Annotated in this window: 18 protein-coding genes; 2 read left to right on the top strand and 16 right to left on the bottom strand. The window is 46.0% G+C overall.

The features are described from left to right. Window positions 1–22 precede the first annotated feature (22 nt). From ACLHR0_RS03345 to ACLHR0_RS03390, 10 genes are all read right to left on the bottom strand, one after another. On the bottom strand, window positions 23–1,303 hold the full coding sequence (locus ACLHR0_RS03345) for an HAD-IB family phosphatase (protein WP_370909461.1): 1,281 nt from the start codon (window positions 1,301–1,303) through the stop codon (window positions 23–25). A 96-nt stretch (window positions 1,304–1,399) separates the two neighbouring features. Continuing rightward, on the bottom strand, window positions 1,400–3,208 hold the full coding sequence (locus tag ACLHR0_RS03350; RefSeq protein ID WP_429045009.1) for an ABC transporter ATP-binding protein: 1,809 nt from the start codon (window positions 3,206–3,208) through the stop codon (window positions 1,400–1,402). A 100-nt stretch (window positions 3,209–3,308) separates the two neighbouring features. Beyond that, entirely contained in the window at window positions 3,309–3,722 is a 414-nt protein-coding gene (locus ACLHR0_RS03355) for a c-type cytochrome (RefSeq protein WP_429061560.1), read from the bottom strand. A 9-nt stretch (window positions 3,723–3,731) separates the two neighbouring features. Beyond that, entirely contained in the window at window positions 3,732–5,003 is a 1,272-nt protein-coding gene (locus tag ACLHR0_RS03360; RefSeq protein ID WP_429061561.1) for a PQQ-dependent sugar dehydrogenase, read from the bottom strand. Window positions 5,004–5,102: 99 nt separating this feature from the next. After that, window positions 5,103–8,201, bottom strand: a complete 3,099-nt coding sequence (locus ACLHR0_RS03365; RefSeq protein WP_436485022.1) for a lantibiotic dehydratase — start codon at window positions 8,199–8,201, stop codon at window positions 5,103–5,105. 86 nt (window positions 8,202–8,287) lie between these two features. Continuing rightward, window positions 8,288–8,662 (bottom strand): response regulator, encoded by a 375-nt coding sequence (locus ACLHR0_RS03370; RefSeq protein WP_370909456.1) that lies wholly within the window; start codon window positions 8,660–8,662, stop codon window positions 8,288–8,290. Window positions 8,663–9,024: 362 nt separating this feature from the next. After that, window positions 9,025–9,777 (bottom strand): LytR/AlgR family response regulator transcription factor, encoded by a 753-nt coding sequence (locus tag ACLHR0_RS03375; protein WP_436484742.1) that lies wholly within the window; start codon window positions 9,775–9,777, stop codon window positions 9,025–9,027. A 5-nt stretch (window positions 9,778–9,782) separates the two neighbouring features. Further along, on the bottom strand, window positions 9,783–10,802 hold the full coding sequence (locus ACLHR0_RS03380; protein WP_436484744.1) for a sensor histidine kinase: 1,020 nt from the start codon (window positions 10,800–10,802) through the stop codon (window positions 9,783–9,785). A gap of 716 nt (window positions 10,803–11,518) precedes the next feature. Beyond that, on the bottom strand, window positions 11,519–11,884 hold the full coding sequence (locus tag ACLHR0_RS03385; RefSeq protein WP_436484746.1) for a hypothetical protein: 366 nt from the start codon (window positions 11,882–11,884) through the stop codon (window positions 11,519–11,521). A 17-nt stretch (window positions 11,885–11,901) separates the two neighbouring features. Next, window positions 11,902–12,639: a glycine-rich domain-containing protein gene (locus ACLHR0_RS03390; RefSeq protein ID WP_436484748.1), complete on the bottom strand. Its 738-nt coding sequence runs from the start codon at window positions 12,637–12,639 to the stop codon at window positions 11,902–11,904. A gap of 104 nt (window positions 12,640–12,743) precedes the next feature. On the opposite strand from ACLHR0_RS03390, the gene ACLHR0_RS03395 reads away from it, so the two are divergent. Beyond that, window positions 12,744–13,640 carry a hypothetical protein gene (locus tag ACLHR0_RS03395; protein WP_370909451.1) on the top strand — a complete coding sequence of 299 codons (897 nt, stop codon included), beginning with the start codon at window positions 12,744–12,746 and terminating at the stop codon, window positions 13,638–13,640. Window positions 13,641–13,644: 4 nt separating this feature from the next. Here ACLHR0_RS03395 and ACLHR0_RS03400 read toward each other — a convergent pair whose 3' ends face one another. The 6 genes from ACLHR0_RS03400 to ACLHR0_RS03425 all read right to left on the bottom strand — a co-directional run bounded on the left by ACLHR0_RS03400 (window position 13,645) and on the right by ACLHR0_RS03425 (window position 23,749). Further along, window positions 13,645–14,535: a DUF1266 domain-containing protein gene (locus ACLHR0_RS03400; protein ID WP_436484750.1), complete on the bottom strand. Its 891-nt coding sequence runs from the start codon at window positions 14,533–14,535 to the stop codon at window positions 13,645–13,647. Between the two features lie 300 nt (window positions 14,536–14,835). Further along, window positions 14,836–16,080 carry a DEAD/DEAH box helicase gene (locus tag ACLHR0_RS03405; protein WP_429044994.1) on the bottom strand — a complete coding sequence of 415 codons (1,245 nt, stop codon included), beginning with the start codon at window positions 16,078–16,080 and terminating at the stop codon, window positions 14,836–14,838. Window positions 16,081–16,370: 290 nt separating this feature from the next. After that, window positions 16,371–16,778, bottom strand: a complete 408-nt coding sequence (locus ACLHR0_RS03410) for a c-type cytochrome (RefSeq protein WP_370909448.1) — start codon at window positions 16,776–16,778, stop codon at window positions 16,371–16,373. Window positions 16,779–17,532: 754 nt separating this feature from the next. Further along, the gene (locus tag ACLHR0_RS03415; protein WP_436484753.1) at window positions 17,533–18,996 is read right to left on the bottom strand and encodes a RagB/SusD family nutrient uptake outer membrane protein; all 1,464 of its coding nucleotides are present in this window, start codon (window positions 18,994–18,996) and stop codon (window positions 17,533–17,535) included. A gap of 11 nt (window positions 18,997–19,007) precedes the next feature. Beyond that, a complete protein-coding gene (locus ACLHR0_RS03420) occupies window positions 19,008–22,151 on the bottom strand; it encodes a SusC/RagA family TonB-linked outer membrane protein (RefSeq protein WP_436484754.1) in 3,144 nt (1,047 codons plus the stop codon). A gap of 389 nt (window positions 22,152–22,540) precedes the next feature. Further along, window positions 22,541–23,749, bottom strand: a complete 1,209-nt coding sequence (locus ACLHR0_RS03425) for an alginate lyase family protein (RefSeq protein ID WP_436484756.1) — start codon at window positions 23,747–23,749, stop codon at window positions 22,541–22,543. Window positions 23,750–23,871: 122 nt separating this feature from the next. Between ACLHR0_RS03425 and ACLHR0_RS03430 the strand changes: the two genes are divergently transcribed. Next, entirely contained in the window at window positions 23,872–24,717 is an 846-nt protein-coding gene (locus tag ACLHR0_RS03430; protein WP_429044985.1) for a bifunctional helix-turn-helix domain-containing protein/methylated-DNA--[protein]-cysteine S-methyltransferase, read from the top strand. Window positions 24,718–25,293: the final 576 nt, after the last annotated feature.

Raw genomic sequence — 25,293 nt, forward strand, 5'->3', positions numbered from 1 at the left:
TTAATATAGTAACTCTGCTTCCTCAGTATAATACCCGGAAGCTGATGGTGTCTTTAATCTTCTTCAGTTCTTTCAATATTTTTTTATCGTATTCGCTGCTGGTATCGGTGATCACGTAACCGATAGCGGCATTCGTCATCAGGAATTGCGACACAATATTAATGCGGTGATCTGCCAGCACCTGGTTTACCTTTGCCATCACGCCCGGCACATTGCGGTGAACGTGGATAAAGCGATGCGCATTATTTACTTCAGGCAATTGTATATTCGGGAAGTTGCTGCTTTTAAAGGAGTCGCCATTGTTGATAAACCTGGCAATTCTTTTTGCCACAGATTCCGGCTTGCGCATATTATCAAAGATCACGATCCCCATTTCTGTACAAAGCTCCTGCGGGATATGTTTTTTACTATTACCCAGGTAACCGATCACTTTCAATTTGGTCGCCTTTTTCAGCTGTTCTGCGCTGAGCTTTTCTCCTTCTCCCATTAACAGTATACCTGCTGCCGACAGCTGTTTATCGTCTGTTCCGGCATGTTTAATGGTGAAGCCGTCCTTCTTCAGGTATTTTACGGCTGCTTCCGGCACATCGCCTGCTACCTGGCAAAGAATGCGGTTCTTGGGGTAGGAGATGGCCGAGGGCAGGTTGTTCACATACAGGAACTCATCAAGACTCGGCGTGATATGATCCGCTTTTTCGGTGACGGACTTGCGCTCTATATTCTCTGTAAAGGCATAAAACTTCTTGATCATGCCGGACTCTTTCAGCTGAAAATCGGAATAACCATCGCCAATACCGTGAATTTCGCCCTGGAGCTGCAGTTCATGCAGCAATTTTACTTTGCCGCCTTCGTTGGAGAGCGGGTTTGCGGCATCATAGCCAACTATTTTCCCTTCGTCGTTAAACAAAAAGGTATTGGCATAAATATTTTCTTTTTTGATATGGAAAGGCAGTACTACCGGTGTAATAAACTCTTTGAATCCGCCGGAAACGATCAGCACATCCTCTGCATGATGTTTAAAAAAGTTTTTGTTACGGGAGAAAGAAGTGGATACCAGTTTTTTCAAATGCTTCACCAACAGTTTCAGATGGTCTTTATTCGCCTCCAGCAGCTGCACCCGGGCGGCAAGGCTTTCCCTGAAAGAAAGCTTCCCTTCCATGGCGAGGTTGGTCAGATCTTCAATTTTTTTATAGATCTGTTCTCTTTCCGGATGGTCCTGCAGGGATATGCGCGCCAGTTCATCCAATGCTTCCACCTGCGTGAAAGTGCTGTCAAAGTCAATTATATAGTATTTTTTGCCCACGGAACGATCAAATTTGGAGCACAAAAATATAAGTTTAAATAAGATTTAGCAGACAATCTTGTAATTCCGGGGAATTTATGGGGGTTAAAGCCTGGACTATAAAGCGTCCCATTCGGTTTCATTTTCCTCTTCCGGCGCTTTCTTCTCCACCGGTAAGGTGGCCGTTCTCCTTTCTCCTATCTGCTGGCGCCACATGGCATAGTACAATCCCTTATGCTCCACCAGCTCGTCATGCGTGCCGGTTTCAGCGATCTTTCCTTTTTCCAGTACAATGATCCGGTCGGCGTGCATAATGGTCGACAACCGGTGTGCAATGAGCACGGTGATCTGTTCCCTGCGGGCGGAAATACTTCTCACCGTATCAGTAATCGCCTCCTCTGTAATAGAATCCAGTGCGGAAGTAGCCTCATCAAAGATCAGCAGGCGGGGGTGACGGATCAAGGCACGCGCAATGGAAATACGCTGCTTTTCCCCGCCGGATAATTTTACGCCGCCCTCTCCCAGCCTGGTGTAAATGCCTTTACCGGAACGGGCCAGCAGGGCGGTACAGGAGGCCTTCTCCAATGCTTCAATTACTTCTTCATCGGTGGCGTCGGATTTTACAAACAGCAGGTTCTCTTTAATAGTGCCGGCAAACAGCTGTGTGTCCTGCGTTACAAAGCCTATTTGCCTTCTCAGCGCATTATACCGGATATCGCCGGAAGGCACATCATTGAAATATATTTCTCCTGCTACCGGTTTATACAACCCTACCAGCAATTTCACCAGGGTGGATTTGCCGGAACCGGAGGGTCCTACAAATGCAATGGTATCACCGGTTTCCACGGCAAATGAAATATGGTCGATCGCATTGGTGGTAGCCGTTTTATGCCTGAACACCACATCCTCAAAACGCATTTGCTGCAAATCGCCGATTTCCACCGGCTCTTCCGGACGCTCTTCCACCGGGCGTTGCATGAGTTTATGAAACAACTGCAGCGACGCTTCTGCTTCCCGGTACTGGATAATAATATTCCCCAGGTCCTGCAACGGAACAAAAATAGCCGTGGTAATAAACTGCATGGTGATCAGCTCACCCGTGGTGAGTATATTCCTGAAGATCAGCCACAACAGGATAAAGAGGATGCTCTGTTTTAAGATATTAAGCGTAGTGCCTTGTAAAAAAGACAGCGTTCTCACCTGCCGTGTCTTTTCCATTTCCAGGTCGAAGATCTCTTTGGTAAAGGTTTTCAACCGTCTTATTTCCGGGAAGGTTAACCCCAGGCTTTTTACCAGTTCTATATTCCGCAATGATTCTGTAATGGCGCCGGAAAGCTGCAGCGTTTCGCGGTTGATCGCCCGCTGTACGGTTTTCATTTTTTTGCTGAGCAAACCGGTAAGCCCACCCAGGAAAATAATCCCGATCACAAATACAGGTATCAGCGCCCAGTGTTTGGTAATGGCATACCAGATCAGGAATCCCATACCTACCAGGGAAGTAAAGAGGATGTTAATAAAAGCAGTAATAAAACGTTCTGTATCTGTTCTTACCTTTTGCAGTACGGCAAGTGTTTCCCCGCTCCGCTGTTCCTCATATTCCTCAAACGATAGCCGGAGGGTTTGTTTGAGCCCGTCGTTGAATACCTGCATCCCGAATTTCTGCACTACCAGGCGAAGAAAATATTCCTGGAAAGATTTTGCGAGCCGTGCCATCAAAGCCACCACTACGGCAACGCCCAGCCAGAACAATACCCCGTGCACCAGATCCTTCTCCGGCATACTGTTTACCTTACCGGCATAATCGTCGATGATCTTACCGAAAATCAACGGATCCGTCATCACCAGCACCTGGCTGATGCCGGCCAGTAATAAAGATAAAATGACCAGCCATTTGTGTGGCTTCAAATAGTTCCAGAGGACCTTCATATTTTAAAAATACGATAAACGGGTAACATATATCTTCCCGGTACCAAAATGAAAAGAGGCCGGATCATGTGCTGATCCGGCCTCTCTTTTCCATTACGGATTAATTTTTTGCCCTGATGGCCTTTACTTCCGCAGCGGTAACCGCACTGGCTTTGTTGCCGAAATTATTTCTCACATAAGTCAGCACATCCGCTATTTCCTGGTCTTTCAGAAAATTATGCGGCGGCATATTATTGGAATAATACTCGTCATCTATCGGAACAGACGACTGCATGCCCTTTAATATCACCTGCACTAATGCGGGTTTATCTCCCAGCACAAAAGTGGTTTTAATCAGCGGCGGATTTAAATGTGGTACGCCACTGCCATCTACCTGGTGGCAGGTAAGACAATATTGCTCATATACTTTTTTACCGCGGGCCATCGCAGGATTGGCGCCCGGCTTTTTGGTCTGCGCAGATAAAAAAGAAAGCATGGCACCAAATGCAACACCTGTTAAAATGATCCTCTTCATACCATATCATTATTTACCACTGTAGGTAATTTTATAAACCGTTCCTTTTACATCATCTGTTACATACAGGGAACCATCGGGACCCTGTGCCAGTCCGCAGGGGCGGTGCTTTGCCTGGCCTGGCGACTGGATATCCGGTACGCCCGCAAAATCATCTGCAAAAATTTCCCATTTACCGGATGGTTTACCATCTTTAAACGGCACAAATGCTACGAAATAACCCTTCTGTCCTTTCTGACGGTTCCAGGAACCATGAAAAGCCACAAAAGCGCCATTCTTATATTTGGCCGGAAACTGGCTGCCGGTATAAAACAACAAGCCATTAGGCGCCATGTGGGCAGGAAATGCCACTACAGGGTCAATGGCGTTTTCACCACCGGTTTTCTTTCCGTCGCCGCCATATTCGGGCGCCAGCATTTTCTTTTGCTGTTGTCCGTCGTAGTAAATATAGGGCCAGCCGGCATCATCTCCTTTCTTTAAGGCATACATACATTCCGCTGGTAATTCATTACCCTGTTGCAGCGTGTAATATTCCGGGTACATGTCAAACAACCCGTCTCTCCCGTGTTGCATTACAAATAACTGGTTATCCGCTGTATTCCAGTCGAGCCCCACCACATTACGCAGCCCGGTGGCATAGCGGGTACCATCGCCATAGGTCTGGTTTTGTTTATCTGCCCGGAATTGCCAGATGCCTGCTGCCGAATCGCGGATAGGGCATCCTTCTATGCCTTTGGAACCTTTTGCGCGGTCCTGTTCCTGGCAGGAGTTGGAATACGCGCCGATGTTCACATAAATGTTTCCTTCGTTATCCAGCGTTAAAGCTTTTGCTTCATGCTGGTGTCGGTTAATCAATCCTGTTACGATCTTTTCCGGCTGTTCAGGGTTGATCACTTCAAATTTATCATTCAGTGCATAACGGAATACTTCCTCATCGGAGGAGGTATACAGGTAGTTTCCTTTGATTACCATGCCGGTACCGCGGTAAGTGCCAAAGGTTTTTACGTCCTTGCCGTGTATCACTGCAATGGCTTTTCCCGGTTTTGAAGTCTGGATTTTTACATAGACATCCCCCAGTGGTGTTACCGCTATGTGGCGGGCTGCGCCCAGGTTTTCCGCTATTGCCTGCGCCTTGAATCCTGCGGGCAGTTTCAACCCTGCATTGCCGGGATCTGCCACTGTACGGCGAACAGCGCTGCTGTCGCCGTTATTGGCCAGGCATTGAACGGACAACAGCGTCATCACAGACAAACATCCCAGGAGAACTACTCTTGTTTTCATATTTCTTTTATTTACAATGATTGATGAGGGGATATTTAAACTTACCGTGTAAAAATAGTAATGGTTTTTATGGAATTCCTAATTTATGGATGAATGGCATCAGCTCCTGGCTACCAGGGAAATGTAATACTTCATCAGGTAATGATAAATCACCAGCTCATGCAAACGGGCGTTGGCTGTAAACATGCGGTTCAGGAACATGTGCAGGTAATGCGGCACCAGTTCCGTTACTGCCGCCGGCTGTATGACCCGGAGTTCCAGGATTATATCCTTCCACCTGGCCGCCCGTTCCGCCAATATTTCGCGGGCGCCATCCGGTAACGTGTAATCGTTTACGTTATCCGACAGCACATCCGTAATTTGCCTGCTATGCGCACGGTATTTATTATTCAGTTGCCGCAGCAATGAAGCATCTCCGTGATGCTCCGCAAAGTACTGCTGTTGTAAATGCTGCAACAGCTTCATTTTCATCAACGGCGTATAGCCGAAACCGTTTAACAACTCATCTGCTCCTTTTAACGCCAGCAGCCAGCGCTCCTGGCTTTCAGCGCCGCTGATGGTCAGTAACAGTCTTACCGCCGCCTCGCTGTCGTGGAAAAAGAAAGCCTCGCTATGTTCCATCAGCGCTGGTCCGTACCGCTCCAGCTCCCGCACATAAGTATCCAGCTGTATCTTCTGTACAATATCACTGTTAAGATAAGGGAGCAGTAGTGCCTCTACTTCCTGCATCACGGCGGCACTGTGTTCCCGGTGCTGGGGCAAATGAAAGCGGATACGGATATGATGATCCGGGTCCTGGTACCGGACAAAGAACCAGCGATCCGTTACCCCTGAGGATTGCAGTCTGACGGTGAGGGGCAGCAATACTTTCAGCAACAGTTTATCCATCCATTTGGGCCCACAGTATATTTTTATATACATCCATTCGCTGCCCGGGGCAAAGCTGCGCGGCACCCCTGCCGGCGCCTGCGTGGCGGGCAATTCAGCCGATGGCTCCCACGCGGCGTTACGCAGCGGTATTATAATTTCATTGCAGAAAGCACCCTGTCCGTTCGCCGACAAACGGGTAGCCTCGTTAAATAAACATTCATATAATACTACATTTCCTTTCTTCAGTTTATCTATTAACAGCATTCGACCAAAAGCACTTGAGAAATCTATTAACAGGTCGTTGTCTCCTTCGGATAACAGTACATGTTCCGGCAGCCGGCACTGCGCTTTTAACAGCAGCAACGCCTCATCTTCGGAATGGACTTCCATGAGTGATTCAAACGCGGCACGGGTCAGGTACCACCTGGCCGGCGCCAGGATTACCTCATGGTATACCACCCTGGGCAGAAAGGGTTCTTCCTGTAAAATTCCCCAGTTCCACTGTACCGATAGTGCGTTCTGCTGTTGCAGGTCGCACAGGAATTTGTAGGCCGATAAGCCGCGGCTGTAGTTATGGGCGCTGGTGAGCCGGGGCATCACCTCTTTTCCCCACCGTTGCGAACGCAGCACTACCCTGTTGTTACGCACGCTTACCAGCAGATCGCTCACGGGCAACTGATAGTTTTCCGGCAGGCTGCTTTTTCCCAGGAACGGTATTTCATAATCGTACAGGGATGGCCGTAGTAACACGTTGCCGGAACGGCCTTCCGGTAAATGAATAACTTCTGCCAGTATTTTATCTTTCTCCAGTAACTGCTCGCGGCGTGTAAAATCACGTAAGAGGCTTTCCAGTTCCCTGTTTCCGGCAGCAAACCGGCCCAGCAGGGCCAGGGCATTGGGGCCATGGCATGCTTTCAGCAAAAATTTGAAGTCGCCGTTATCCATAGCAGCGGCCGAAGCAGCTGCCAGCGAACCCATGACGCAAAAAAATGGTGGTATTTCCTGTTTATCGGTATCCGCGGCCAGTTCGTCCAGGTCAGCATCCGTGAGGGAAATGGCCATGGCTCCGGTGGCTCCGGCAGCAAGAAAGCGTTTCAGCACAAACTTCGTTTGGGCGTTCCAGTGAATGGTATCGTTCTTTTTACCGGCCGGCATTACCAGGTCATCTATGAGGGGGGTATAGCTCGCGTCTTCACCGGATACCACCCCGTACCCTATTCCGGATTCGCTGTCGAGGGCCATCATCAGGGGTATTTCGCGCTGATCATATTTTTGAAGGAACTGTTCTTTAAAATGCTGAAGGTCGCCGCCATCACCGGAGGCGCCAAATACCAGCAGCCGCTCCAGCCGTTGCAGCAAGGTACTGGTAACGGATGCAGCCAGGCGGACTTCCGGCGACGGAAAAAAAAGATCCACCTGTACCGGCTCTTTCGCGTCGATGCCCGGGAAATTTGAGGCTAATATATTTTTAACCTCCTGGTAGCTGTTTATACCAATGGCAGGTTGCTGTAAAATCTGCCGCACTTGTTGCAATGCAGGCAGGCAGTCCGGTGCCGGATGTAACGCCAGCAATTCACGGATCAGTCCCTCCAGGTTATCAGTACCGGCAATTTCCGGAGATAATCCGGCTACCAGGATCTGGTTCCGGATCAATGTTTCGATAAAGCCCCGGGCCTCGTCGGCCGGGATATCCAGGTTGGTGAGTACGCCGGTGAGCCGGGAAATGCTGGCCCCCCTGGCGGCTGCCGCGAGGATGGCTTCCATATATTCATTTTGCGGGAAGGCACTGAGGAAATAATGCCGCTTCTTATCCCGCAGCTGGTACTCGAAATACCGGAAGGCATCGCCGGAATGATATAAACTGCTGTTGGAAAAATAAAGCAGTTGCGGGCCGATTTCAGGCCGTTGGGCCAGTTCGCTCATCAAGCCGGACAGGTATCCCATGTCCAGCCGTGCTACTGCCTGGCGCTGTGCTATAACAGGGGCTGGTAAGCGGGTAGGCCCGGTACGGATGTAACCGGTGCTGCAACCGGCAAATAAGCCGTAAGGGGTGCAGCGTGTGCTCATTCTCAGCAGGTAACGGTAAAGCGCCAGCGGCAGTTTCAGGGAGGTATCCGCCGATGGCAGCCACTTCAGCATTTCTGCGTAAAGCGTTGGACTGGCCAGGAAAACGGCTTCCTGCAATAACGGTTGGGAATATATTTTCCGGAGGGCAGATACAAAAGAGGGCTGGTCATTGCGGGTGTTACGATGCAGTTGTAACACTTCCTCATATGACAATAGTGGCATTCTCGATAAAAAGAAATCGCAGGCGTTCAACACGGACATACGCGACAATGGCATACTTACTTTAGTGGGAAAGCTATGCTTTCCGGTTCTGTATGCTTGAATAAAGATAAAATGTTTTTAGGATCTCAGGTAACAGCTATTTTGATACCTGGAATAACCCGTTCCATTTCATCTACAAACTTCTTGTAACTGGCAGGTTTACCCAGGTAACCTTGCCTTTCTTCCTGGCAAAGATGCTGGACCTCACGGCTGGAATAAGCGGTAACAAGAATAAAAACGCAGTCCTTTTTAAGGAACTTTGCTATGATATCTCTTGTATTGCCTCTCAGGTTAACATCCAAAAAAACGACGTCTACTTTTCTTTCAGCGATCAGGCTTTCCACGGTGTCCAACTCTGATGCTTTTTTTACGAGTTTTAGATAGGATGTTCTTTGGATATAGCTTTCCAGTATATCTAATGCCAGAGGCTCGTCATCTACTATGGCACATCTGTATTGCATTTCTTACCAAAGGGGTTAATCAATTAGGAATAATAAACAAATTTAAAGTTCTAGCGTAAAAAACCTGTCCCTGTCAAAGTAGTGGGAGTAGTAGGAACACTCGAAAGTATTGATGTTACTCCTTCATAACTGGACGCCCTTATGTTCTCTATTGTCCTTACATCAGCTTTTGAAACAATTTCTTTTTCTAAAATTAACACAGGGCGGCGATTCACAGACAATTTGTTTTTCAACATAAAACATGCATTTAAGATGATCTCTTAAACAAATCACAGGCCGAATCTCGCCCAATGCTTATAAATATCATATTTTATTAGACATAATTGCCTTTTTCTTCGACCAACAGCCCTCATTGTTGATAACTATTCGTCGTCTTCATCATTATAGTTGGCAATGCCAAGCAAGCGCTTGAGGTCCTGCCGCGACGCTTTGGAGATAATTACAGACTGGCCGTTAACAACTTCCACGGTATTACCCATGATGGATTTAATCGCCTGTAATCTTACAATGTAGGATTTATGGATACGCATAAACTGATCGGGCGGCAAAATATCTTCTATAGCTTTCATCCGCATATAGGTAATGATATTTTTTTCCCTGCATACAATTTTAATATAGTCTTTCATCCCTTCCACATAATAAATATCATCGAAGAGGATCTTCGTCAACTTGTTATTATCTTTTACAAACAGGTGATTGGCTGGCTGAACTTTCGACTTAGTAGTTTCCATAGCTGCCGGTTGCCAACGCTGACTGATATGCGCACGCGCTTTATTTACCGCTTTGAGGAACCTGTCAAATGAAATAGGCTTTACCAGGTAATCCACTGCATCCAGCTCAAAACCCGCAATAGCGTGATCTCTTGAGGCGGTAGTAAAAATAACAACAGGTGGATTACTCAGGGAACGGATCATTTCGATGCCATTAATATTGGGCATCTGGATATCGGAAAACAGCAGGTCCACAGGCTGCCGTTGCAATTCATTAATTGCGTCAAAGGCATTTTCGCAAAAGGCTACAGGTTGCAGATAAGGCACCCTTCCAATGTAATTTTCCATCAGATCCCTCGCAAACGGCTCATCGTCCACTACAAGGCAGGTAATTACTTGATCCATATTTTCTAGTTCAACTTTAGTGTCAAGACAACTTTGTAATATTCGGGATTATTTTCAATAAATAAAATGTGTTGATCAGGATATAACAGAATAAGTCTTTTGCGGGTGTTCGTTAACCCAATTCCCCCGGATACCTTTTTGCCTTCCGGGAGTTCCCCTTTGCTGTTCGAAATTTCAAATCTCAGCTGGTTATCCGATACATCCATCGACGCATGAATCCAGCATTTATCTGCTGTAGTGCTATGTGAATATTTAAAAGCATTTTCTACAAAAGGAAACATTAGTAACGGCGCTATCTGGTAGCTACCCATCTTTTCCGTATCGCAATCGAAATGTATACTGGCATTTTTTCCATAACGCACACTTTCCAGTTCTACATAATTTTTCAGGAACTCCGCCTCCAGGTGCAGCGGTACCATTTCTGTATTCGAATCATAGAGCGTATACCGCATCATCTCCGACAGGTGCATGATCAGGTCCGATGCCAGCGCGTCATTTCTGATAGACAATGAATAGATGTTATTCAGTGTATTAAACAGGAAATGCGGGTTCAGCTGGGAACGTAGAAAATCAACCTCCAGGTTCAGGTTATCCCGCTCCAGCCTTAACGTACGGGTGGTGGTGCGGATAATGTCCAGGACCAGTTTCAACGACATGGGCGGCGCTATGGTCATCAATACAGGAAAGAAGATCTTCAGCAAATGGTTAGGTGAAAAAGTATCTTTCCATCCGCTGCCAACCACCCGCCCCAGGAATTCCTTCACCGGAACATCCGTGATCTCCAGAAATGTAACTACATACAAAGAGCATAGGTAATTAATAACAGACCAGAACAGGAAAGGTATTATTAAACATACAATCGTAAGAAAAAAATACCCCTTCAGTAAAACCTTCGGTATCGTAAAATAAAAAACAGAATAAAAAAAGAACATGGCGCCCAACATGTTCCGGATAACAAATACAAGGCTGGCGCTGGCGGAAACAGCAAAAGTACCACTCACTAATAAGGCATAAAACATTGCCATGCATCCCCACATGAGCACATGCGCCCATATTCTTACTCTCCTTCGATAATACTTATCAGACAAAAAAAATGAAATCCATTCCATGAATTTCCGGCTGATGTCAGGCGGCTCTCCATTGGTTTTACTTCTGAAAAAAGCTAGCATTGTATCCCTGAATATAAAAAATTTACAGTAAGCAGCAGCAAGTAAAATAAAAATACTTTACCAATCTTAATTTTCTTTTATCATATAAATATAAAATGATATACAAATAGCCTTTTTAGTCTATAACTTACACATTATGAATGCCTTCCGACAGCAGCTAAAGTACACGATGTTGGATACAACCGCATTTTCATCGCGTTTATAGGTCAATACGTCTAATAAGTTTAACAGGCTGCTATTTAATGCTGACTTTTGATATGCAAGCCTGAATATGTTCGCTGGCTTAAGCTCTTTGCCGTTAAAAATTCTACAGAAACAAGGATGAAACGTGCATAAACTGCACAAAAGATACTTTCATCCATTGTTGTTACCATTGTCACTTAAATAGATTGACATTTAATTTATTAATAATATTACACCAATCTGGTCAGAAAACCTAGCGAATTTTGTCCTTTGTGAACTCCAAAAAAAGATTTTAGCTGAGGGTATGAACATCTACCTGCTAATACTATTCTATTCTATGGAAACACTATGATTTCCCCCTTACAGCTCTAAAAGAGATAGGCATCAGTCTATCTCTTTTTATTATACAGCCACTGCACCCACCGCCACAAAATCAGCAAACACATCATCAGCAGGATCAGGTAGCCTACCGGCTTCCCGTTATACACTCCCTGGCACAACCGGGCTACCCCGGCAACCAGTAAGGCCATCACCATGCCTCTTGCAAAAGGGAAAAAACCGGCATATTTCCGGAACAATAACGTGAGGTAACCAATGGTAATAAACAGGCCATAGAAAACCAGGAATGTTTTCCCTTTAATAGCAAAGGGATTCCACTGCGAGGTAACGTGGTAAACATACAGGAAGGGTAACGAGAAGGCACAGAGGACCAGGATGGAAAAAAAAAGGGGCCGTGGAGTTGTTTCGTTTTTCATGTTATCATTTTTAAAGATCAGGAACCGCAACCACCACATCCACCTCCGCAACTGCTGCCACAGCTACTTCCACAGCTGCTGCCACTACTACAGTTGCTGCCGCCGGCATCATTTTCACTCCCGGCTTCCTTCTTCTTTTTGTCGCTTTTCGCAATAAGAAGACCCATAAACAGCAGTACCATTGTAAATCCAAAGAAAGGGCCGCTGTCGGCCGAACAACCGGTAAAGAAGAAGAAAGAAATGAAGAGAAGGGGTGTTATAAAGCGACGGGGAAACAAGCTAATACGCTTTATCAGGGAGAAGGAAAGAGAGGGGGATTTATTTGACCAGATGGCTTCCGGCGGATCTTCTCCAAAGCATTGCCGGTATAACTGCAGCGTATCTTCCTGCCAGGCGGCGTGTTTTTGCTGTTCTGCCTTCCCCCCGCCGGAAGGGTGATGGTGGATCTTTTTACCCAGCGTTTTCTCACAAAATGCCTCCCAGTAATTCTGCGTGTAAAGTAAATGCTGGTGCCATACTTTATCTACAATTTCAGAAGGGGAAGCGCCCGTTGGAGAAATACAGCAGAGATAAATAAAGCGCTTGTACTCCTGTATAGCCTGCTGTGTAAAGTCTTCACTCCAGCGCTGTTCCCGGGCCAGCTTCTTTGAAAAGGGGAACTTGATATCCGGTTCATCCAAATGGAAGTTACTGATCTGCTCCCAGAGCAATTTACCCGGTGACAAGGCTACAAATTCATTGTTTTTCATCATCATAATTTCATTTTTTATTTGTTAATACCAAGATGAAATTATTTCAGAATACTAAAGTCTTGTGCGTATCTTACATCGACCTATTTTCGTATTATAATCGTCTTATTATGAGTAAGGAAGAACTGCTTAACCTGGAACGATTGATGAATTATATTGCTTATCAGTATCTGAAAAAGGTAAGCTGGGAAGATGTTTCAAAAACAGAATGGAGCCACGTGGTGCATGAGTTCAATACCGTTATTGAGAAGCAACAGCGCTTCAGGAAATTAGCCACGCCCCCTTCCCTTTTCGGCGACAATTATTTCTATGAACACCTGGTGATCCGGAAACTGAAAGCAGCCAAAAACAGTGCGGGTATTGCAGCGCTGAGCAGTCCTAATTTCTCCAAGCTGAATGTAATGGCCGTAGCACTGGGCTTTACCAGCTACATTGATTTCATCAACAATTCGGCAGAAGTATACCCTTTTCATGAACTGAAGATCGGTATCCCCCTGTCGGAAGTGAATCATAAACTACTGGATCACCTGGTAGGTTACTGGTATTGCTATAACCGGAACCTTCCGTTTAAGTCGGGTAAGAAAGCGGCGGAACGCATCTGGAGGTCTTCCCTGGAGATCTATAAGTCGGGCGATGAATACCTGGTGGAGCGCACCGGCAGGGACAATCATATGTATTACGGCAAAATAACCTCTTATGCCAACTACATTTTTATTATCATGAACAGTACTACGTTTATCCGTCAACGTCATTTCATAGGCCGGCTGAAAGATATGGAAGACAATATCAAAAGATCCGGGTATGCCATCAACGAATTAAACTTTGTAAGCACCTGTGTGAGCTTTAATGAAGAACCTATAGCGCTGTATGAGATCTTTCACCGGGTGGCTAAAGTGAAGGACTTCCAGCGAACGTCTGTAGACCTGGCCTTCGACAGCCCCTTGCTGCCAAAGCATATCCTGGTACACCTGAAAGACAGTGAGCAGAACAGGATCATGCAGCATTAGATAACTAGCTGTTGAAAGATAACCGCACCCAGGGGCTTTCCGGCGTTATCAACAGGTATTCCATATTATTATGCAGGATTTCGAAGCTGCCCATTTCCACGCCATTCCACACGCAACGTGCAAACTGGTAGGAAACGGAGAGATGTTTCCAGGAGGTATAGGTCCTTTTAAGCAGGGGCACACAAGCCTGGATATATTCCTGCGCCTCCCCGAAGCTGATGTAACCGGCCGCATAGCCCGACCGGCTCAGGTTAATAATGCGGCCAAAATCCCAGATCAGCATATCCGGCTGGAGGCTTTCAGTTACCAGTTTCCTTTCCCTGAACAGTTCCAGCGCTTTACGGGTGTTGCGGAACCGCTCCATTACCACCGCCTCTTCCAGCTCGTTGGTTGCAATATGTTCCCTTAGAAAAGCTTTACTCTCTTTTATGGATACGGCATTGATCGCCTGCCAGATGATGTCGTATTCTATCCGGTGACCGCTTTCCTGGAGCCAGGCCAGCGTTTCCTGTAGTTCACCGGCATTGCTGATATCCCACCACTCCGACAAATGTTCGCGGGCTGCCTGTTCATTGGCGCCTGTAGTCAGATCGTTCAGGTATTGGCAGTTTACAAAGGCGATATCAGCGCCGCAGGCTATTGCCCATTGCTGCGGGGTATCCAGCTGGCTGTGGGGATTCAGTAATATGGCCAGCGGATGTTCATCTCCATCAGTTACATCTGCATCGTCACCGGAAAATAATTGGTTAAACTGTTTGACGTTATCCTTCAACAGGGCAGGCCAGTCGCTTACCGGGCTGGTAGTTTGCCGTAACTGCTGCTTATACAGGGCAATTTCTTCTTCGCTGAGTCCCATATTGCGCAGTTGCTGCTCCATATAGTGCTGCTGATTCATCAGGATTGGTTAAGGGTTCGGTTAAAATGAGCTAATACCTGGTATTTACGCATAAAACCAGGTTAAAGTTTTTCTTTAGGTATACCGCACAAAGATAGAGAATGTTCTGATACGAGCGCATGATAAAGCAAAAGCAATATCAATAATAGTTAGGGGAGCGATTTAAAAGGGGATTGCCGGCGCCTGGAGGGAAAGTCAAATACACGTATACCCGTTACCGGTAGTGCTTTTGACGCTGTAGCACAAATAAAAAGGGATGTTGCGGTACAACATCCCCATCACTATGACGATCTTCTAATATTAAAAAGTTCTGTCGCGTTTATCCAGTTTTCCTCTCCTGTTTTGCGGTTTGGGTCTTCTTGGAAGCGCTTTTGGCATATCCGGGTTGGCGCTGTTGGCTTCCATCAGTGCTGCTTCTTCAAACGGATGCGACACGGAAGGAATGGTTTGCCGGATAAGTTTATTGATGCTGTGGAGGAATGGTCTTTCTTCTGTATCACAAAAAGAAAGGGCAAAACCTGCCGCACCCGCTCTACCGGTTCTGCCTATACGATGTACGTAAGTTTCAGAAACATTTGGCAGATCGTAGTTGATAACGTGTTCCAGTGAGTCAACATCGATACCTCTTGCAGCAATATCCGTAGCTACCAGCACACGCAGGCGGCCATTTTTAAAGTTGTTCAGGGTATTCTGACGGGAAGCCTGTGATTTATCACCATGCAGGGCATCTGCATCGATGTTACGTTTCTTCAGGTTTTTTGCGATCCTGTCCGCGCCATGCTTGGTTTGGGTAAACACGATGGTGCGTTCGATACGGTGGTCTTTCAGGATAGTTTCCAGCAAGGATTGTTTATCTTTCTTCTTTACAAAATAAACGGATTGTTCAATCCTTTCTGCGGTGGAAGATACCGGTGTAATGGTAACTTTCTCCGGTTTGTAAAGTAAGGAGTTAGCCAGTTGCGCGATGCTTGGCGGCATGGTAGCCGAAAAGAAGAGCGTTTGGCGCTGCTGTGGCAGTTCCCGGATCACCTTTTTAATATCGTTGATAAAGCCCATGTCCAGCATGCGGTCGGCTTCATCCAACACAAATATTTCCAGGTGGTTCAGGTAAATGTAACCCTGGTTCATCAGGTCGAGTAAACGACCCGGTGTGGCAATCAATATATCTGTTCCATTACGCAGGGCAATGGTTTGCCTGTGCTGCGGAACACCACCAAAGATCACATCGTGTTTCAGACCGGTGTGTTTGCCATAGGCGGCAAAACTTTCATCGATCTGCACCGCCAGTTCCCTGGTGGGCGTGAGGATCAGTGTACGGATATGTTTAAAACCTTGTTTTTCCGGCGTACTGTTATGTAATAACTGTAAGATGGGGATAGCAAACGCAGCCGTCTTACCGGTGCCTGTTTGCGCGCAGCCTAAGAGGTCTTTACCTTCCAATACAATGGGAATAGATTGTAATTGTATAGGAGTAGGTGTAGTGTACCCTTCAGTTTTCACTGCTTTTAAAATGGGCTCAATAAGCCCTAATTGCTCAAATAACATGTTGATATATCTGATGTAATAAATATAAAATAACGCTTCTTCATCTTTAGCGTTATCACAATTGAGGAGAGCAGTAAAGAAAAGATTTCCGGACTGGAGAGAATAGATATTTCTGTGCTTTATGCTTTTAACTCAACAGACGGAAGCAAAGATACTGATTTTCTGGTGAAGATGTTGATAAATTAAAAAAAAGCCATATGAAAGGGGTATTTTAAGTGTCAAAACAGTCCATAATTGCCGTTATGAGGGTTTAAATAAAAAAAGCCGCTTTCCGGCGGCTTTTTAGAAATTTACTTTGCCGCTTCCGGTGCAGCATCAGGTTTGGTTTTTGGCTCTTCATTCCCGTGGTGACAGGTGTAGCAGGAAACCGCCATTACCTCGCTGCCCTTAAAGAACTTCTTGTTGATGCGTTTGGTCATCTTCATCATATCCCTGGCAACGCCCTTATGCGGATTAGCGTCGCTGGCGAAATCCAGCTTCTTGGCATCATCTTTCCGCGGCTCATGACAGAAATTACATTTTACGCCCAACGCAGCATTAAAGCCACGCATTACTTTGATCAGGTCGTCGTGACTGATATCTTTTGGCAATACTTTCAGATTGGTAGCCTTCTCCGGCTCCTGGGGCAGTGCGAGTGAACATAGGGTGCCGGCAGCCATAAATGCCGCCACCACTACAAAGCTTTTCCTGATTTTCATTGATCTTGGGTTTAAATAAGTCTTTAAATGCTTCCTTTAGGAAGGAATCTACAAAAAAGAACAATAGGTTGTAGGTGGGTGGGGCCGCTTTTTTCCGCGGATGGAGCGGAGGGTGAGCGGAGGTTATCGGAGCGGAGGTTGTCTTGAGCACTGATTACGCTGATTTTACTGATTTCTCTTTTGTGATTTTTTTTTGATTTGGGGAGATTGGGGTTTGGGTTGGAGAAGGTTGTTTTGATGATTAGCAGATGCTTCGCATCTGCTTAATAGATGCCTGGTACATGCTTAGTATATGCTTAATGTATGCTGATGACCTGGAGGTGATGTGGAGGTGATGTGGAGGTGACGTGGACTTGAAGCTAAGATCTTTTACCACAGGGCCTTACAGGCGAAAAAGTACAGGGTGGTTATACACATCAGTGCCATATAAGTAAAACGGCGTGCTGATACATGAGGGAAATGAATGCCGTATTCAACTATTGTAAAACCATCCTAAATTGACTGAATTTTCCGGAAATTCTATAAAAAGACAAAAATAATTCAATTTTCAGTAACCAATGAAGGCTATTAAATAAAAATCTATCATTGCTCCCATCTTTCAAAATCACAGAAAAATCATAAAAAAAATCACAAAAGAGAAATCAGTAAAATCAGCGTAATCAGTGCCCAAGACAACCTCCGCTCAAGACAACCTTCGCTCGCAAAACAACCCCGCACCCAGATGGATGCGGGGGCTTTTTATAATTATGAGGACTTAGTTATTGTCAACACAAAGCTTGTTGTAGATCAGTTCGTCTGAAGAGATCGGCCAGATGTACTGTGCAACGGTTGGCGCAATTACCGGAACGGTGCTGCTTTTGGCAGGGAATGGAATACCCAGGCGGGTAATTTCCATACTCCTGAAGCCTTCTCCCAGCAGTTCAATATGTTTTTCCTTGGTGATGGCGGCCAGTAATGCTGTTACGTTGGCAAAATCAGCAACGGTATAGGTAATGGTGGCGTCAGACCGGTGTCTTACGGCAGACAATAATGCTACCGCTGTCGGATCCACTGAATTGGTTTGCCGCGCCCTTGCTTCTGCCAGGTTCAGTAACACTTCTGCATACCTGATCACCGGAATATAATCTGTGAAGGGGCTTGGCGTAGGGAATTTAGTCCAGAAATTCTTCCCGAGGGATTGTACAATAAACCTCCTGCGCGCATCGGTAGCTGGCTTCCAGGAAGAATCAGCGATCACGCCATTAGGATGCATGGAGTACTCTCCGTTGCCGGTGAATGGCTTTGCAGCAGGTGTAAAATAGTATCCCAGCTGGGTTTGTGTGCCCGGGAAATCATCCGTAGACCCGGTAAATGGCAATGAAAATATAGATTCCTTTGTAGAATAGGGCGGTGCAAATACCTTCTGTACATCCGCTTCCAGCGCATGCCCTGCAGGCGATACAAACGGTGCACTGGCAGACACCAGTTTTGCCGCTTCTGTAATTACTCTATCATATTGCTCCATATACAGGTATACACGGGTTTTATAAGCGATCGCACTATAGGCGTTGGCGCGCGTAATGGAGGTTAAGGCGCCTGCTGCCGGTTTGGTCAGTAACGCTTCTGCAGAATCGAGATCGCGGATAATCTGCGCATAGGTTTCATTCACCGTACTGCGGGCGCGCGCATAACTGCCAATTTTAGCATGTCCTTCGGTGTGAATAATTAACCCTGGCCTGCTGCCGGCGCCATCCCAATGCGGACGTGCATATAACTGCAGCAAGGAGAAATAGCTTACGCCCCGCACAAACTTGGCTTCCCCGGCGTACAGCTTTGCGATAGAGTCACCTACGATCTGGTTTCCAACCGCATTCATACCGGTAAGGAAAACATTGACGTTGTTAATGGTAATGTAACCCTGCGACCAGATCTCTTTAACCTCCTGCGCTTCGCCTGTAGGCACCATTCGCCAGGTGGCATTCAGCGTTACGTTGTTGGCCTTTTCATTCACAAAATCTTCCCCTCTTACTTCGTTGGCAATGGCATATTTTCCTCCCAGGAACTTGCCGTGCTTCATCACAGAGTACAAGCCATTCGCCTGGCTGGCAATCCGCTCTTTGGTTTCAAAGGCCCTGAAATCAGGAATATCTGTGGAAGGTACCGGGTCCAGTAATCCTTTCTGACAAGCACCCAAACCTATCACGGTAACCGCCAATATATTTAACACATATTTTTTCATCTTCTTTCAATTTAAAAGTTAACATTAAGACCCACTGTCAGCGTTCTTCCATTACCAAGCGTGTTACGGTCAACACCCTGACCGGAAGCATTATTACCATTGGAAGAAACTTCCGGATCGGGGCCGGGGTACTTTGTAATCAACGCAAGGTTTTGTCCACGCACATAAACTTTGGCGCCCTGCAAACGGATAGCACTTGCAACATTATCAGGGAGGCGGTAAGTGAGTGCAGCGGTACTTAATTTTACAAAGTCGCCTTTGAAAACGTTGGCAGCAATCGCAAAAGAAGAACCATTGGAAATATTATCGCCATATACTACGCGCGGCATATCTGTCTGATCACCCGGGTTCTGCCACCTGTTCAGCACATCGGTACTGTTATTCCAGTAGCGTTGATCCCTTAACCCTGCATTACTGCCGTAGTACACATAAAATCCTGTTTGATAGGTAAGCAATACATTCAGCTCAAAAGCTTTGTAGCGGAAAGTATTCTCCAAGCCACCGAGTATTTTCGGATTGGTATTTTTATAAGCCACAGCATCTTTCACACCTACTGTAGGAGCTGTTTTGCCATCTTCATACTTATACTTAACGGCATCCGCATTATTAAAATACACCTTGTCGCCGTTGGCATTGATAAAGATCCTTCTGCCGGTTGCAGGATCCACACCATCCGTACGCACTACATACAACATACTGGCAGGATAGCCTACTTTGTTGATACTGGTTTGTTCCAGGCTGCTGGTAACAAAAGGAATGGCAGTAATATCGCCGGCCAGGGATGTTACTTCATTTTTGTTATGTGCAATATTGAAACCGATGTTCCAGGAGAAGTCGCGCTTATCAATAGCCACTGCGTTTACGCTGAACTCCATTCCTCTGTTGTACATGCTGCCTACGTTGGTAGGAATGGTAGCAATGGTAGCCGTGATGCTGGTGATTGGAATGCCCGCAGATGGCATTTGCGGCACAAACAGGATTAAGCCGTTAATATCATTATAGTAATAAGAGAACTCACCACTGATCCTGTTATTCAGGATACCATAAGTAAATCCTATGTCTGTTTTCTTACTGGTTTCCCAGTTCAGATCGGGGTTACCTGCCTGGTTAAAATAAATAGAAGAACTGCCACCGTAAGGAGCAGGCTTATACAGTGATAATGCATCGTAGTCGCCCAGGCCCGCGAAGTTACCCACTTTACCATGACTGGCCCTGATCTTGAAACTGCTGAATACATTATTAAGACCTGCATTGGTCCAGAAAGCTTCTTTCGTAATTTCCCATCCTGCGGAAAAACCATAGAAAGTACCTTTCTTAAAGTTGGGACCAAAAGCGGAATATTGGTCCTGTCTTACATTGGCGCTTAAATAATATTTCTCATTGTAATTATAATTTAAACGGGAGAAAGCAGATAACAGGTAATTTTCCCTGCGCAGCAAATAACGCGACAGGTCTGTGAGCCAGCCGCCTTCACTATTGTTGAAATAGTTATCCATTTGTTTCTGGCGACGCAAACCATACCGTTCGCGTGCATCCCGTTGTTGCTCAAAACCCGCCAGCAGGCTGAGGTTATGATTGCCGAAAGAACGATCCAGCTGCGCTGTATTTGTCCATACCCAACGTTTGTTTTGTGTATAAATACTGTTAACATCACCGTTAGAAGAAACGCCATCGCCCGACATGTTATTGAGATAAATATCGTTGTTCATCAGGATGTAATCGGCGCCATACTGGGTTTTTAATGTCATCCACTCAAAAGGTTTCACCTGCAGGTAAATATTGCCCTGGATGTGACTGGCTTCTGTATTGGAATGGTCCATATCCAGCAGTACCTGCGGATTGTAGATACCGATAGGCAGGGTATTTTTTCCGCCACTCATACCGGAACCACTGATATTATAACTTCCGTCATTGTTATAGGCGGATACTAACGGGGAAGTGAGGAAAGCAAGACGGGCAAGACCGCCGGAGTTAAAGGCTTCTCCTTCCAGCGAGCCGGAAGATCCCGAGATCAGGCTTTGTTCATTGGAGTAAGACATCCGCGCACCAATTGAAAATGATTTCCCCAATTGCTGGTCAATGCTGAACAGGAGGCTTTTGCGCGCGAAGTCATTCTTTTTCAGAATACCCTGTTGTTTGGTATATCCTGCTGAAAAATAATAGCTGGTACTTTCAGACCCCCCGGAAACATTTACGTTGTGATTCTGCGATATGGTTTTATCGCGGTACACCACATCCATCCATTTGGTATCAATCACTTTACCGTTGGCATCGAGGTTGGCTACATAGCGATCAGCATTACCGGCATTTTTCAGCGCCTCATTTTTCATTTCAAGAAACTGTTCCGTATTCAATACGGTGGGCAGGCGTGTGGGCCTGGTAGTACCTACCCAGCCATCGTAGACTACTTTCGGGCGGCCTGCCTTTCCTTTTTTAGTAGTTACAAACACCACTCCATTGGCAGCGCGGCTGCCGTAAATGGCTGTAGCAGCAGCATCTTTGGCGATATCTATGGAGGCAATATCAGCAGGATTAATGCTTGATAATGGATTCAACGGAGAGTTGGAAATACCTGCGCCTACATCACCGGAAAATGCAGGTACTCCATCGATAACAATTAAGGGATAGGCGCTCATGGAAATAGAATTGGAGCCGCGGATCCGGAACACCGGCGGGTTATTCACGATTCCGTTAGGCACCGTGATCTGCACACCCGCGGCACGACCGCCTAAACCTGCCTCAAAGCTTTGCACCGGTAATTCAGCGATGGCGCTACCTTTAACGGAGACGATGCTGCCGGTTACATCTTTTTTACGTTGTGTACCATATCCTACTACCACCACTTCGGAAATAGCTTTTGAATCGGGCAACAGGATAACGGTGCCTGTGGTATTACCTGTGACAGGCAGCGTTTTTGTTTCGTATCCTACAAAAGATACTTTCAATGAATTGATGTTTTCAGGCACAGCAAGCGAGAACTCGCCTTTTCCGTCGGTAACGGTGCCTGTTTTGCCTCCGGGTAAGCTCACAGAAACACCGGGTAATCCATTACCGGTATCGTCTGTTATCTTTCCTTTCACAGTGCGGGAATGCTGTGCCAGCAGCGAGGTTGCTATCAATAGCATACCTGCCAGCACGAGTAGAAGTTTCCTCATGTCAGTTTAGATTTAATTGTTGATAAAAATTACAATGGTGGTATCGGGATTTTTGGCAATAAACATCCTGCTCCGGCTCATGAACCGGATTGGCATGCATTAACAAAGACCAGGTTATTACTTAGCTAAAAGACTCTACAGTCCCGAGTTTTAAGATTTTAGTTATAATAATTAAGGTTTAGATTCAGAACTTTGGTTGCTACTACAGTACAAATACTCACAATAAGGTTTGTTGCCAGATTTACTGGTTACTTAAAAATAAAAAAGAAATTTAACTTTTCATCGCAGTGATAAATATTACTTTGCGTTCATCTCTTCAAAAACGATTTTCCAACACTCTAACATTTAGCTATCAGCGGCTTATATATTCAATTACCGACCGGAAATTTTTATTCTCCCCATCCGGTTAACGTATAGGCATAACCGGTGTCTTTCGGATGTGCTTTCCAGAGAAGCGTCAGATCAAGATCCGGATATTTTTTTTCTGCGATGGCAGCAAGTTCCAGGTAGCCATCTGCCTGCATCGGCTTAATTTGCCGGTATTGCCAGGCGGCGTTACCGGCTGCGAATGGAAGCATCCACTGGAAAGCCTTACGCAGGCTTTTCTTACCGGGGCTTTCATAATTCCAGAGATCTACATCTATCTTTTCCGCCATCAGTGCCAGTTCAAAAAATGCTTTCAGGTTAAAGTAAGAATAATTCCAGGAAAGGGTGCGCTCGAGTTCCAGCGGCTGCCGGCCATCGGCTTCAAATTGTTGTTCCATCCGTTGCCTGGTTTGTGTGAGCAGCAATTGTTTTGCCAGCGCCTGTTGTCCGGTGAACAATGCCATGGCTACTGCCTGTACATCGTACCAGGTACCATGATTATTTTTTGCTGCCAACTCCTCCTTCCCTATTTTACTGGTACGCATCCAGGTAAGGAACTGGCGGAACCAGTCCTGTATACTTTTGTATTCCACCACCGGAAAGGCGGGCGAATCTTTCAGCAACTGCATTCCATCCATCAATGCAATTACAGCATGTGTATCTATTAAGCCAATACCCCGTCCTTCCGTAATACCAGGAATGGCCTGGCCGTAGTTGAGATTGGGATTCATCCGGGTAGCCGGATCGAGGAACCAGGTATGTAATAATGCCACTGCTTTGGTGGCGTATTGTTCCTTACCGGTATAAAACCAGGCAAGACCGAGCACATTTACATCGTTGCACAAGGCATTGAAATAAGAATCATCTTTAATCGTATATCGTTCCGGATTGGTCACTCCATCGCGACGGATGTATGGCAATCCGTTTGCTTTGGTGGAATCCGGCCACCAGTAGGGGCCTACACTCATGTAATCATGTTTGTCGCCACTCGGGGGGACTTTACTTTTAAAAGTAACCGCATACGGACCGTGTTGCAGCGCACGGTCGGCGCGCGTGAGTAATTCATGCAGCGCCTTTTCAGCTCCGGGCTGATGCGTTGCGATGGCTGCTTTCTGCGCCGTGAGCACGGCAGGGTCGAATAAAAATGTGCAAGGCGCGGCTTGTTGTGCGGCCGTATGTACGGGTAAACAGGTGATCAGTAAAATAAAGAGGGTACGGGTCAGGTGTAGCATAGTTAATACTTCCTTTCTAATTTAATCAATTTTCAACTCTTATTAAAAATCTTCTTCAATCGCAATAACCGGGTTTTTTACCGATATTCACGAGGCTACCTTTGTTTAAAAACATTGAAGCTATGAATCATTATAACACCGTTGCCACGGCAATAGACTATATAAAAGAGCATTTCAAAACGCAGCCCGACTTACAGGAAATTGCCGCGGCCGTACATATGAGCCCATTTCATTTTCAGCGTGTATTTGCAGAATGGGCAGGGGTAACACCTAAAAAGTTCCTGCAGTACCTTACGCTGGATTACGCCAAAACTATATTGAGAGAAGAAAAGGTAACCGTGTTCGATGCTGCCTTTGAAGCGGGGCTTTCGGGCACCGGCCGCCTGCACGACCTGTTTATCAATATAGAAAGTATGACGCCGGGAGAATATAAAAACGGCGGCAAAGCATTACGCATTAATTACAGTTTTGCAGAGAGTCCGTTTGGTGATATCATTGTGGCATCCACGTCCAAGGGCATCTGCCATATGGCTTTTGCAGACGATCAGCAACTCGCCCTGCAGGCGCTGACCGCGCAGTTTCCCCATGCACAGTTTACCCAGATGGTGGACCTTATTCAGCAAAACACCCTGTATATTTTTACGCAGGACTGGAGCCGGCTGTCTGAAATAAAACTGCATTTGCGGGGAACGGACTTTCAACTGAAAGTATGGGAAGCCCTGCTGAAAATCCCGATGGGTAATTTAACTACCTACTCACAGCTGGCAACAACCCTTCAAAACCCAAATGCTTCCCGCGCAGTAGGCTCAGCGGTGGCACAGAATCCGGTGGCCTTCCTGATTCCTTGTCACCGTGTAATTAAAGCCACCGGCGACACCGGGCAATACCATTGGGGAAGCACACGTAAAAGCGCCATCATTGGCTGGGAAGCCGCCAAAAAAGGAAATACTGATGGATGGGAGATATAACCTGCCCGGTATTCCGGCAGCGTCCAAAAAAACAAAGGGCTGCCCGCTTGTGTAGGACAGCCCCGTTTTTGCTTATGAAAAAAAGGACCAGCACTAAATAGTGCCTGCCGGTTAGACGAGGAAAAAAAGTTTATCAGAAAAGTCAAAATATCACCATTGTATAAACGTCGTCAAACATGCCTGCAGGGCATGAGCATTAGTTCTCTCACGAAGATCAGCGTCCGGTTTAGATGTTAATCAAGTTAGTTTATCGTTTGTGATACTTCTTTTTCAGATTTTGGTTGCTATAAACACATCCTCCCGCAGATGCTTAGTAGTGCTTAATAGGTTACCTTAAAAATAAAAAATAATTTTGCATTTTCATATATAAATTTCCTGTTTGTTTAGAGTCTGCATTAAAAAACATATCGATATTTAGTATCAATCCTTTACATATACCAATATCCATGCGTTTTCTGACCTCCCCATAAAAAACAATGAATCCGGAAAGAAACCTGCCGGTAAACCGGTAAGATGGTGTGCCCGGAGATGGCTGATCAATGTGTGCTGGAATGCCCGTATATACTTATCAGTGAG

It is taken from the genome of Chitinophaga sp. ARDCPP14, from assembly GCF_051362515.1.
Lineage (GTDB): Bacteria > Bacteroidota > Bacteroidia > Chitinophagales > Chitinophagaceae > Chitinophaga.